Genomic DNA, 12,759 nt, shown 5'->3' with positions numbered 1-12,759 from the left:
AAAGTTATAGTAAGGAAAGTCCGTTTTTTATAAAGAGGAGAAGGTTTTGGTTCAGATCAAAGGAATCATAAAAATTTATACTTGAGCTTACAATAAGTATAGGCACCCGACTAAATCAGAATAGTACAAATTACCAAACTTAAATATCAAAAGATTGGTACTATAGATTCACTGAGGTGGCTAATTAAAAATATAACATAATTTTTTTTATTAAAATGAGGAAAAAAGATAAACTTCCCAAAAGTTAGATAATAATAATTACAAGATACATGCAATAAACACCCAACCATCCTATTAATCCTGAAAGAAACTTTTCAAATAAAAATGATATTTATGATAAGCTGCACATTTTTTATTAATAGCTCGAGACTATCGACGTGAAAAGATATTATCCGGTGTTCCTGCGTAAAAACTCAAAATAAATTGATACGCAAGTACATAAAGTGAATATATTATCGCCTTGGAGGGTTAAATGGAACACCGGTTCAAGAAAAAACTTATAAGTCTTTCTGTAGCAAGTACTTTTTCCTTATTATCTCTTAATACGTTAGCTCAAGTGGCGTCTGAAGAAATTACTGAAAAAAGTGTAAAACCTAGAGACAATCAAGAAGCTTCTCAAGATCATCAATCAGAAGTCGAGGAGGTTGTAGTAACAGGCTCTCGTCTAGCTAGAGACACCTTTTCTAGTATTTCTCCGTTACAAATCATCAATACTGAAGGTACTCGTGAAGCAGGAGTAATTGATGCATCCTCTATTCTACAGAGTAGCCAGGCTGCCTCAGGCCAACAAATTGACCTGACATTTTCGGGGTTTGTACTAGATAATGGTCCTGGATCTTCAACCATTAGCCTCCGAGGCTTAGGCCCAGGGCGAACCCTAGTTCTCTTAAATGGAAGACGTATGGCACCTGCGGGAGTAGGTGGCGCCCCAACCGCACCAGACCTAACTCTGATTCCATCGTCTCTTGTTCAACAATATGACTTATTACTAGACGGCGCATCATCTGTTTATGGTTCTGATGCTGTTGCCGGAGTAACAAATGTTATATTGAAAAAAGATTTTGAAGGATTTGATTTTGAATTTTTCCATGACAACCCTACACAAGGTAGCGGCCAGGAAAGTACCTATAGCCTAAGTTGGGGTAAAAACTATGACCGTGGATTTATTGGTATAGGTGCCGAATATTTTGAAAGTGCAGCTGTCAATTTTGGGGACCGTGAGTGGACATCTGGTTGTGCTCAAAATATAGAAATCGGACGAGATGGCAATACATATAAAAAAGATGCCTATTACAGTACGCTTTATGGTATGGACTGGAGTGGAGGATGTGACGTTGGATATCTTGCTAGCCGCGTAACCGTTCCCGGGGCAGGTTTAGTTTACTATACTCCTGGTCAATCAAATGGAGGCTGGAAAAATTTTTCTGAGTCTAACCTGTATTCTGTTGGTGTAGATGGAAATGGAGATGGACAAACTGATGTGTCTTTTCTCGACTATAGCCTAAATGGATACATGGATTCTGCAAATTTATTCCCTGAGCAGGATCGCTCCAGTTTTATGGCATTTGGTGAATATACTTTTGAGGGAGAAATGAATCTAACTTCCTTCTTCGAAACTTTATATTCAAAACGTAAAACAGCTATTGTTACAAGTGTTCCTCAACTATTCCCTTGGGTTCCAGCAGACAATCCATACAACATTTGTAACCCTGAAGGAATCAACGGTGTAGATTGTGGGCTAGCTTATGACGCCTTACTAACTAATCCCAATGTAGTAGATGACTTCATAGATTACTATGGCGCAGCGCCTAGTGACTTTGGCCTTTTGAATGGAGCTCTTGGAGCACAAATGAGCAGGCCCGGAGTTGCTGTTAAAGGTGATCGGAATACTACAGATGTATCCCTTGAGAGTATTCGCTTCGTAACTGGTTTACGAGGAGATCTCCCAATGCTAAATGTAGGTTCATTATCAAATTGGTCATTCGAAACATATGCTTCTTTCAGTAAATCCGATGGGCGTTCTACTACCTGGGGAGTCAGAGAGGATAAATTAAATTATTCACTAGAAACTACTAGGGAAGATCCAGACAATCCAGGAAGCTATATTTGTGGTGATAACGATGGTTGTGTTCCTATTAATATGTATGCAGGCTCATTATACGAAGGTGTAATTGGAGATTTCGCTACACAGGAAGAAAGAGATTACGTATTTGGTACTAGAAAATTCCGTACGGAATACTATCAAACTATTCTATCAGCTTACGCATCAGGAACTGTATTGAATCTTCCTGCAGGTGAAATGGTTCTTGGTTTAGGGATTGAGTTTAGAAATGACAGAATAAAATCAATACCTAATGATGTAGCCGGTGAGGGTTTATTTTTTGGGTATACGGCGGATCAAGGAGCTACAGGACATAAAGATACCAGAGAGATTTATGGTGAAATCGAGATCCCCATACTTGCTGGAAAATTTATGGCTGAGGAACTAACCACCAACCTATCAGCTCGTTACACCGATGATGAATATTATGGCGGAGACTGGACAGAATCTGTAAAAGTAGGCTATCGCCCAGTAAACTCATTGTTGCTGAGAGGAACTTTCGGTACCTCTTACCGAGCCCCTAATCTTCGTGAAAATTTCTTAAAAGGGCAGACTGGCTTTAATAATGTTTATGACCCTTGTGTTATACCTGAAAGTGCCATAGATAATGTTACCGGCGGAGGTTATAACCCGGATCTAGATAAGCGCTCTCCTGAAATATTGGCTAATTGTTTAGCTAATGGTGTAGACCCAACTTCTTTTGCTAATAATGGCCTAGATATATATAGCACAGAAATAATTTCTGGAGGGTCATTAGAGCTTCAGGCAGAAACATCCGAGTCATACACAGTAGGATTTTCCTGGGAACAGCCTTTCTTTGATGCCTTTGGTCTCACTCTTGGCATGACCTATTATGATATAGAAATAGAAAATGCTATTGTAGAACCATCTTATCAATATCTGGTAAATGATTGCTACACTGGTGCCGTTCAGAGTTCATTCTGCAGTTTAATAGAACGAAATGAATCAGGTGTAATTACTGGAATCAATGCTGGCTTTATCAATCGGGATAACGAGACCTCAAGAGGTATTGATTACAATATCCGATATGAACAGCCTGTTACAATTTTTGGTGCTCCTATAGAGCTATCTGCAAATATAAATATCAATAGAACCCTAGAAAATTCTTTAACATATATTAATGATGAGGGAGTTACTGACTTTGAAGACTATGCAGGTACTTTTGGATACGCAAAGTGGACCGGTAATAGTGAATTGAAAGCCCAATATGATGATTTTCGCCTCACATGGAGCTCTCGTTACGTAAGCTCTGTAAAACAAAATCCTGCTTATACTGATGAATTCAGTGATATTTATGACACTAATGGTACAGGTTATTACTCTTCAACCTGTATTGGAGAGTCCAATGGTGGAACTGACTGTAGAAATGTAGACTATGCGGATGATTATCTAATTCATAATTTATCCCTTTATTATTATGCAGATACATGGACTGCAGGCCTGGGCGTTAGCAATATATTTAACGAGGCACCTCCAGAGGTGGACCCCGACGAATATTATATTACCTCTGTAAGCAACACTCCGATCGGATATGGATACGACCTACAAGGTCGAACTATATTTATGGATATACAAATGAAGTTTTAATTTTTATGGGGCTCGCTTGGCGAGCCCCTAAATATCAAGCATATATGAGATTTAGGATGATCAATTTAAAAAGTATATTTTTGTGCTTTTCTTTTTTATTTTTTACTTATCAAGCTTATGGAAACACCCCTTACCCTTTGGAATATTGGGCCCTACGAGATGTAGTTAAAAATGTAGAGGTGTCCCCAGATGGCAAACACTTTGCTTTAATAAAAATACCCACAAAAGATGGTAACCCTATTATTGAGGTATATGAAACAAACGACACAGATAGTGAACCTTATCGAATCAACTCTGACCCAATGGAAATCATGAGTTTTAACTGGGCATCCAATGATGTAATTTTAATGGGTTTACGCCAAAAAGTGCGCGATAAGATCGATGGATTTAATGAAGGCGTATATGAAACCTTACTAGCCTCGGTTGATATAAAAAAGAAAAAATTAAAAAAATATGACGACCTTGGCGCAGAAATTGAACATTTATTACCAAACAAAAAAAATAAAATTATCTATTCATATTATCCTGGCGGAGAAAACTCTAAAATAAAAGAAGCTTTTAGGCCAAAAGCTTATTATGAGTTAGATTTAAAACGAGGAAGTAAAAAACTTATACTACGTGGAAAACTAGAACTTGGATCAATTGAATTCAATGGAAAAGGTGACCCATGGCTTGCACGAGGTTTTGATGAAGGTAAAGGGGAATTTATCTGGTATGAGAGAGTTACAGATAAGAAAAATTGGCGTGAGATATATCGACTCAGCGAAGATAGCTTCGAGCAGTTTAGAATAGAAGGTTTTGACGAAAATAACCCTAATATAATATTTGTTCTAGCTAATAACGGCAAGGATAAAGCTGGTCTCTGGGAATTTGATATACGTAAAAAGAAGTTTATTGAACCCATCTATCTGCGTAATGATGTTGATGTTGCCGGAGTAATATATCACAGCAATCGATGGAACAATCCCGATACAGTAATTGGGGTTTATTATTTCAAGGATGGCATACAAGTAGAATACTTTGATACAGAATCTGCAGCCATTTCAAAGCAACTTCAGGGCATAATACCAAATGCCGATTACGCTAGAATTTCTAATAGCAATAGCTCCGGAAATTCAATGATAATAAGAAATGATGGGGCCCATGATCCAGGCTCCTATTTTTTATTACATAAAGGTAAGTTAACGAAATTGGGAAGCCGCCAACCTCTGTTAAAAGCGGATCAACTAGCAGACGTTCGCTACATTGAGTACACCGCTCGCGATGGTAAGAAAATACCGGCTTATTTGACAGTACCCAATGGCGAACCGCCCTATCCTGCAGTCGTCATGCCTCATGGGGGGCCTTTCGTCTCTGAAGTTGTTTTATATGATGAATGGGCTCAATTGTTAGCTAATAATGGTTACCTTGTCCTACAACCTCAATATCGTGGCTCCATGGGGTATGGTTTAGATCATTATATGTCAGCATTTAAAAATGGCGGCCAGGGCGGCTACAAAATGCAAGACGACAAAGATGATGGAATGCTCCATTTAGTGGAGTTAGGGCTCGCAGATCCTGAAAGATTAGCAATGTTTGGCTGGTCTTATGGTGGCTATGCTGCATTAGTAGCCGCAAGTCGAAAAGAGCAAATTTATCAATGCGCAATAGCTGGAGCAGCTGTTTCAGACCCCCTAATGCAAGTGAACTACTATCGCTACCGTATGCGTGGTGCCCAAAAAGAAGAACAACTAAAAATGTGGGGAGACAGCATTTCACCACTAGAATATGCAAAAGATGTCAATATTCCACTCCTGCTAATCCATGGCAGTGTAGACCAGCGCGTTCCACCAATTCACGCAAAAAAATACCGCAAAGCACTCGAAAAATATGGTAAAGACTTTAAATATGTCGAATTAGATGGTGCAGATCACTTTTCAGATACTTTGTTCTTCGAGCATCAAAATAAACTGTTCGAGTCAATGATCACTTACCTTAAGGATGAATGTGGCCCAGAAGGCCTCTAGTATTTTCAAATACTTTCTAGATTTATGCCCGAATTTTATCGGGCGTAAATCTGTATTTTATTCTGAAGAAATACTCAACTCTCGTAAAATTTCAGCGCTCATACCAGCCTGATTCATGGTATAGAAGTGCAGGCCTGGCGCTCCTCCCTCTAACAGAGTTTCGCAGAGGTCAGTAACAACCTCCAACCCAAGCTTCCTAACATCCTCAGGGTCACGGTAACTTTCCATACGCTTGACCAACCACCTTGGGATTTCCGCACCACAATTTCGAGAGAAACGCACAAGATTAGTAAAATTAGCTATAGGCATAATACCGGGGTAAATAGGCGCATCGATACCCGCCTTCTCACACTGATCAATAAAGTAGAAATAGGAATCCGGGTTATAGAAATATTGAGTCAGTGCGCTATTAGCACCTGCCTCAAATTTACCTTTTAAATAGCGAATATCATCATCATAGCTGTTCGACTCCGGGTGGATCTCTGGATAAGCAGCTACTTCAAGATGAAATTGATCACCGGTATGTCGGCGAATAAAGGCGACTAATTCATTCGCATAAACCAGTTGCGCCACTGCACCCATGCCCGACGGCATATCACCACGCAGTGCAACTATTCGATTAATCCCCGCCTCTTTATATTCATTTAACAAACCCAGTATGGTCTCTTCATTATCACCACCAAACGATAAATGAGGGGCAATGGAAATACCATCTCGCCGCATATTGGTCACAATACTCGACGTTGTCTCTCTCGTGGTACCACCGGCACCATAGGTAACAGAAAAGAACTCAGGATTAAATGCCTGGAGCGCTTCGCGAGTTTTGTATAGCTTCTCGCGACCCTCTGGCGTTTTTGGAGGGAAAAATTCGAAACTTATGCGAATGGAGTCTTTCATTATATTTCTCCAACCCCGCACAATTCAGGTGCCGGCGATACCGGCACCTTTTAGTTAGGGGTGATTAGTACTTATAACTTTCAGGTTTGAACGGACCTTCAACTGAAACACCGATATAGTTAGCTTGTTGCTCGGTCATACGGGTAATAACACCACTAAAACCCTCAACCATATAGCGTGCAACTTCTTCATCCAGGTGCTTGGGCAGTACTTTTACATACAGCGCTGAAGTTTTTTGATCTGCCGGTAAGTCGGCAAACTTTTCTTTGAACAAATGGATCTGGGCGAGAACCTGGTTGGCAAAAGAGCCATCCATGATGCGACTCGGATGGCCAGTAGCGTTGCCAAGGTTTACCAGGCGGCCTTCAGACAGCAGCAGCAAGTGATCATTGGTTTCGCTATTGCGAACCACCTTATGTACCTGCGGCTTAACTTCCTGCCACTCCCAGTTTTCACGCATAAAGGCGGTGTCGATTTCATTATCGAAGTGACCAATGTTACAAACCACCGCACCACTCTTCAGGGCGGAAAGCATGTGGGCATCGCAAACGTTTACGTTGCCAGTTGTAGTAACAATCAGGTCTGTATTGGCCAGCAGCTGCTTGTTAATACCCTCAGCGGTACCAGTATTAACGCCGTCGATGTAGGGGGAAACCAGCTCGAAGCCGTCCATACAAGCCTGCATCGCACAGATCGGGTCCACTTCAGAAACCCGTACGATCATGCCTTCCTGGCGCAGGGATGCTGCGGAACCTTTACCTACGTCGCCGTAGCCAATAACCAGCGCTCGCTTACCAGAGAGCAGGTGGTCAGTGGCGCGCTTGATGGCGTCGTTGAGGCTGTGGCGACAGCCGTATTTATTGTCGTTCTTGCTCTTGGTCACAGCGTCATTGACGTTGATCGCAGGAATCTTCAGGGTGCCTTCGCGCAGCATATCCTGCAGGCGGTGTACGCCGGTGGTGGTCTCTTCACTCACACCGTGGCAAGCATCCAGAAGTTGTGGGTATTCGCGGTGCAGCAGCTCGGTGAGGTCGCCACCGTCGTCCAGAATAATATTGGGTTGCCAGCCGGCAACATCGGCACCAATAGTGCGCTCAAGGCACCACTCGTACTCTTCTTCAGTTTCACCTTTCCAGGCAAATACGGGGATTCCGCGCGCAGCGATAGCGGCAGCGGCGTGGTCCTGAGTGGAGAAAATATTACAGGAGGACCAGCGAACTTCAGCACCCAGCGCGACCAGAGTTTCGATCAGCACCGCAGTCTGGATCGTCATGTGGATACAACCCATGATACGGGCACCCGCCAGCGGCTGCTCTGCGCGGTATTTCTCACGCAGAGTCATCAGTGCCGGCATTTCACCTTCTGCAATTTCAATTTCACGGCGCCCCCACTCGGCCAGGGAAATATCCGCGATTTTGTAATCTTTAAATTCAGTGCTCATTTGATTCATCGTTTTTGAGTCCAAAAATTATCAGCTTGCCGAGTGGTACCCAGCATATTTTGTGTGCCCGCGCTTTTGGCGCGGGCATGAATATTTATTTCTGAAACTTAGAGGCCGGCTTGGGAGCGGAGCGCATCCGCTTTATCGGTTTTTTCCCATGGGAAAGCAGTAAAGCTCTCACTACGTTCCTGGCCGTTGCTGTCGATCCAGTTGTAAGTGTGGGTAAACGGATCGCGACCAAAGTGACCGTAAGCTGCAGTCAACTGATACATCGGGTGCAGCAGGTCGAGGGATTTGGAGATGGCGAAAGGGCGCAGGTCAAAGTTTTCGCGCACCAGCTCGACCAGCTTATCCTCTGGTACCAAACCGGTTCCAAAAGTATTAATTGCTACGGAAGTCGGCTCGGCGACACCGATGGCGTAGGAAACCTGAATCTCACAGCGCTTGGCCAAGCCTGCAGCGACAATGTTCTTAGCCACATAGCGACCTGCGTAAGCGGCAGAGCGGTCAACCTTAGAGGGGTCCTTACCGGAAAACGCACCGCCGCCATGGCGAGCGGAGCCACCGTAAGTATCGACGATAATCTTGCGCCCGGTGAGACCGCAGTCCCCAACTGGCCCGCCAATAACAAAGTTGCCCGTCGGGTTGATATGGAACTTGGTGTCTTTATGCAGCCATTCCAGCGGCAAGGTGTTGTGAACAATCAGCTCCATCACTGCATCGCGCAGATCTTTTTGGCTGACATCCGGGTTGTGCTGGGTTGAAAGAACAACCGCATCGATCGCGCAGGGGCGGCCCTGTTCGTCGTAACGGAAGGTCAGCTGGCTTTTTGCATCGGGACGCAACCAAGGGAGCAGACCGGATTTACGCACTTCAGCCTGGCGCTCAACCAGACGGTGGGAATAGTAGATCGGCGCAGGCATAAAGGTGGGGGTTTCGTTGGTCGCATAACCAAACATTAACCCCTGGTCCCCAGCACCCTGGTCTTCCGGCTTAGCGCGGTCTACACCCTGTGCGATATCCACAGATTGTTTACCGATCACATTGATAACACCACAGGTCTCACCGTCATAACCCACGTCAGAAGAGGTGTAGCCGATATCGGTAATCACTTTACGCACCAGCTCTTCCAGGTCTACCCAGGCAGAGGTGGAAATCTCACCGGCAATAACAGCAATACCGGTTTTCACCAGGGTTTCACAGGCAACCCGCGCCTGCTTGTCACGGGCCAGTAGAGCATCCAATACAGCATCGGAAATCTGGTCGGCAATTTTATCCGGGTGCCCCTCAGATACGGATTCTGAGGTAAACAGTCTGTATTCACTCATTTTGAGGTCTCCATTGTCCCGCCGCAGCGGTTGAATATCTTTTAACTTCAGGCTGTGCCTGACAAACCCCCGTCAGGGCTTAATAAACTCTCTTATCTGGATCTGAAAGCCATTGCGCAGGGCGCTGTAAATACTGCGCCCATCTTGCAAGCCGGCAGTCGCGGCCCAGTCACTCAACTGCTCTGGAGCAAAACCCAGCCATAAATCTCCGCAGGCCTCTCTGGCCCAGTCCTGGCTGTGTTCTTGCAATTCTGCAATTAAAAGCTGCCCGCCCTTTTTTAGGGCGCCGTGCAAATCATGAAAAATTTGTGCCGGGTCAGGAGTGTGGTGGAGCACCATGTTCACCACGATGGTGTCGGCACTGGCCGGCCGTGCCGCAGCAGCGCGAGTATCGCTACAGACAAACTCGATATTTTTAATACCCTGTTCATCGGCAAAAGATTGGGCCCGCTCCAACATTGCAGAAGACAGATCCAGTGCTGTCACTGTCGCGAAACGCTGAGCCAACTCCTGTAGAAATTCACCTTCTCCAGGCCCAACTTCCAAGGCATGACGACCAGGTTTGAGCAGCTGAGCCACCTGTGGTCCGTATACGTCATAGCTGGCAATCAATTCCTGCTGCTCGCGAAAGCGGTTGCCGTAATCGGCAAAGAAACGTCGCGATGCTTCCGCTCTCTCCTCAGAAATCCGGGATACCGCCTGCACCCGCACATCGGCCAGAGGCAAATGATCCAGGTTTGTAAATAGCTGTGCCAGCAGTGGAGTAGCTGCAGTGCGCCGGTAGAAAAGGTTATTACCTTCGCGGTGCTTGTTCACCAGACCTGCCTGGGCGAGCACTTTCAAGTGATGACTCAGGGCCGGTTGGCGCAAATCAAAGATTCGGCACAGCTCTAAAACACTGTAAGAATCCTGGCTAAGCAGGCGCAAAATTTCGAGCCGCAGGGGATCTCCGGCGGCTTTCAGGGTCAAGGCCAACTGAGGAATTGCCTCGGCTGGACTCAGTTCGGGTGCTGGCTCATTTTCAGACATGGGGCGAAGTCTAGCAGGGGAGCACACCTATATCAAAATGTTTTGATATAGCTTTATTAAATATTTTTGATATAGATGTTAATGGCGCCGCCTAATGCATAGAATTAGAAGTTTGTTGCTGCACTCAACAACAAATCCCCAACCAAAGCTTTGCGCGGGGCCGCCCTTTACGGGAAAATACGCCACCATTTTGTTGTTGCGGGAATCTGCCGGCAGAGCAGCGCCGCACCCTAGCTAAGAAACCAGAGAGCTCTTCTTATGTCTTCTACTCCCTCTCGCGCTGAAAAGGCCAACGCCATTCGCGCCCTGTCCATGGACGCGGTCCAGAAAGCCAAAAGCGGCCACCCCGGTGCGCCCATGGGTATGGCGGATATCGCCGAGGTGCTGTGGAATGACTACTTAAAGCACAACCCGGCCAACCCCAGCTGGGCCGATCGCGACCGCTTTGTACTGTCCAATGGTCACGGCTCCATGCTGCTTTATTCCCTGCTGCACCTGTCCGGCTATGACCTGCCGATTGAAGAGCTGCAGAACTTCCGCCAACTGCATTCCAAAACTCCGGGCCACCCCGAATACGGTTATGCCCCTGGTGTAGAAACCACCACCGGCCCACTGGGCCAAGGCATCACCAACGCTGTTGGTATGGCAATGGCAGAAAAGATAATGGGTGCCCAGTTCAATCGCCCTGGCTACGAGCTGGTAGACCATCACACCTATGTATTCCTCGGCGATGGCTGCCTGATGGAAGGCATCTCCCACGAAGCCTGCTCCCTGGCCGGGACTCTGGGCCTGGACAAGCTGGTCGCCTTCTATGACGACAACGGCATCTCCATCGATGGTGAAGTGGAAGGCTGGTTCACCGACGACACGCCCAAACGCTTTGAATCCTACGGCTGGCACGTAATTCCCAATGTGGATGGCCACGATTCCGCCGCTATCAAAGCCGCTATTGAAGAAGCGCGCTCTGTTACCGATAAGCCCACCATTATTTGCTGCAAAACCGTGATCGGCTTCGGTTCCCCGAACAAACAGGGGCGCGAAGAGTGTCACGGTGCACCGCTGGGTGACGAAGAGATCGCCCTGGTTCGCGAAACCCTTGGTTGGGCCCACGGCCCATTTGAAATCCCCGAAGATATCTACGCTGGCTGGGATGCCAAAGCCAAAGGTGAAGCCCAGGAAGACGAGTGGAAAGATATCCTGGCCGATTACCGCGAAGAATTCCCGGAGCTGGCAACCGAATTTGAGCGCCGCATGAGCGGTGAGCTGCCCGCAGATTTCTTCAGCAAAGCAGATGAGTACATCAAAGCCTGCCAGGAAAATGCAGAGAAGATCGCCTCTCGCAAAGCCAGCCAAAACGCTCTGAATGCCTACGGCCCGCTGCTGCCCGAATTCCTCGGCGGCTCCGCCGACCTGGCTGGCTCCAACCTCACTATCTGGTCAGGCTCCAAAGGCGTCAGCGCCGAGGATGCCTCCGGCAACTACATCTATTACGGTGTGCGCGAATTCGGCATGAGCGCCATTATGAATGGTATCGCTCTGCACGGTGGTTTCGTGCCCTACGGCGCTACCTTCCTGATGTTTATGGAATACGCCCGCAATGCTGTGCGCATGGCCGCACTGATGAAGCAGCGTGTGGTCTTTGTCTACACCCACGACTCTATTGGCCTGGGAGAAGACGGCCCGACTCACCAGCCGGTAGAACAGCTCAGCGCCTTGCGCGCCACTCCGAACCTGCACACTTGGCGCCCCTGTGATGCCACTGAATCCGCAGTGAGCTGGAAGATGGCTATCGCGCGCAAAGAAGGCCCAAGCACCATGGTCTTTAGCCGCCAGGGCCTGGCTCCTCAAGATCGCGACAGCGCACAGCTGGCTCAAATTGAGCGCGGTGGGTACGTACTGTCCGACTGCGAAGGTACTCCTGAAGCCATTATTATTGCCACTGGCTCCGAGGTAGAGCTGGCAATGGCGGCCCAGGAGAAACTGGTTGGCAAGAAAGTTCGCGTTGTTTCCATGCCCTGTGCCGAGTTGTTTATGGAGCAGGAAGAGGCTTATCGTGAGTCCGTACTGCCTTCTTCTGTACGTGCACGAGTAGCAGTAGAAGCGAGCCACAAAGACTACTGGTATAAGTTTGTCGGTTTCGATGGCGCTATTATCGGTATGGAAACCTTTGGCGAATCTGCCCCTGCCGGCGACTTGATGCGCTACTTTGGTTTCACTGTGGACAATGTGGCTGAAGCGGTAGAAAAACTGCTGAAGTAATACTGTTCTCTCCACTGAATATCATTTAAGTATCAACCCCGTGCGGCACTGGCTCAGCGCCGCGCGGGGACGCTTAGCTGACATTTTTTC

The 12,759-nt window shown here is 46.6% G+C and carries 7 protein-coding genes; 3 read left to right on the top strand and 4 right to left on the bottom strand.

The genetic code is table 11. The features are described from left to right. The first annotated feature begins 472 nt into the window (after positions 1–472). Together ACJJI3_RS17565 and ACJJI3_RS17560 are read left to right on the top strand one after the other, a co-directional pair. Complete coding sequence (locus ACJJI3_RS17565) at positions 473–3,709, top strand: TonB-dependent receptor domain-containing protein (protein WP_444940414.1); 3,237 nt, start codon at positions 473–475, stop codon at positions 3,707–3,709. Positions 3,710–3,765: 56 nt separating this feature from the next. Further along, entirely contained in the window at positions 3,766–5,715 is a 1,950-nt protein-coding gene (locus tag ACJJI3_RS17560; RefSeq protein ID WP_444940413.1) for an alpha/beta hydrolase family protein, read from the top strand. A gap of 57 nt (positions 5,716–5,772) precedes the next feature. Here ACJJI3_RS17560 and metF read toward each other — a convergent pair whose 3' ends face one another. The 4 genes from metF to ACJJI3_RS17540 form a co-directional block, all read right to left on the bottom strand. Next, the gene (gene metF, locus ACJJI3_RS17555; RefSeq protein ID WP_444940412.1) at positions 5,773–6,612 is read right to left on the bottom strand and encodes a methylenetetrahydrofolate reductase [NAD(P)H]; all 840 of its coding nucleotides are present in this window, start codon (positions 6,610–6,612) and stop codon (positions 5,773–5,775) included. 64 nt (positions 6,613–6,676) lie between these two features. Beyond that, positions 6,677–8,053 (bottom strand): adenosylhomocysteinase, encoded by a 1,377-nt coding sequence (gene ahcY / locus ACJJI3_RS17550; protein ID WP_369974263.1) that lies wholly within the window; start codon positions 8,051–8,053, stop codon positions 6,677–6,679. Positions 8,054–8,160: 107 nt separating this feature from the next. Continuing rightward, on the bottom strand, positions 8,161–9,381 hold the full coding sequence (gene metK / locus ACJJI3_RS17545; RefSeq protein WP_444940411.1) for a methionine adenosyltransferase: 1,221 nt from the start codon (positions 9,379–9,381) through the stop codon (positions 8,161–8,163). Positions 9,382–9,453: 72 nt separating this feature from the next. Beyond that, positions 9,454–10,410 carry a metalloregulator ArsR/SmtB family transcription factor gene (locus ACJJI3_RS17540; protein WP_108734975.1) on the bottom strand — a complete coding sequence of 319 codons (957 nt, stop codon included), beginning with the start codon at positions 10,408–10,410 and terminating at the stop codon, positions 9,454–9,456. A gap of 258 nt (positions 10,411–10,668) precedes the next feature. On the opposite strand from ACJJI3_RS17540, the gene tkt reads away from it, so the two are divergent. Then, positions 10,669–12,669, top strand: coding sequence for a transketolase (gene tkt / locus ACJJI3_RS17535; RefSeq protein ID WP_444940410.1), 2,001 nt, complete (start codon positions 10,669–10,671; stop codon positions 12,667–12,669). Positions 12,670–12,759 lie beyond the last annotated feature (90 nt).

This window comes from Microbulbifer maximicatervae (SeqCode), from assembly GCF_052466985.1.
This window is presented reverse-complemented; position numbering and strand designations above follow the sequence as displayed.

What these genes read in the sequence shown, in the direction of transcription:
- ACJJI3_RS17565 (WP_444940414.1), top strand. Translation starts at nt 473, where the DNA reads ATGGAACACCGGTTCAAGAAAAAACTTATAAGTCTTTCTGTAGCAAGT.
- ACJJI3_RS17560 (WP_444940413.1), top strand. Translation starts at nt 3,766, where the DNA reads ATGATCAATTTAAAAAGTATATTTTTGTGCTTTTCTTTTTTATTTTTT.
- metF (WP_444940412.1), bottom strand. Translation starts at nt 6,612, where the DNA reads ATGAAAGACTCCATTCGCATAAGTTTCGAATTTTTCCCTCCAAAAACG.
- ahcY (WP_369974263.1), bottom strand. Translation starts at nt 8,053, where the DNA reads ATGAGCACTGAATTTAAAGATTACAAAATCGCGGATATTTCCCTGGCC.
- metK (WP_444940411.1), bottom strand. Translation starts at nt 9,381, where the DNA reads ATGAGTGAATACAGACTGTTTACCTCAGAATCCGTATCTGAGGGGCAC.
- ACJJI3_RS17540 (WP_108734975.1), bottom strand. Translation starts at nt 10,410, where the DNA reads ATGTCTGAAAATGAGCCAGCACCCGAACTGAGTCCAGCCGAGGCAATT.
- tkt (WP_444940410.1), top strand. Translation starts at nt 10,669, where the DNA reads ATGTCTTCTACTCCCTCTCGCGCTGAAAAGGCCAACGCCATTCGCGCC.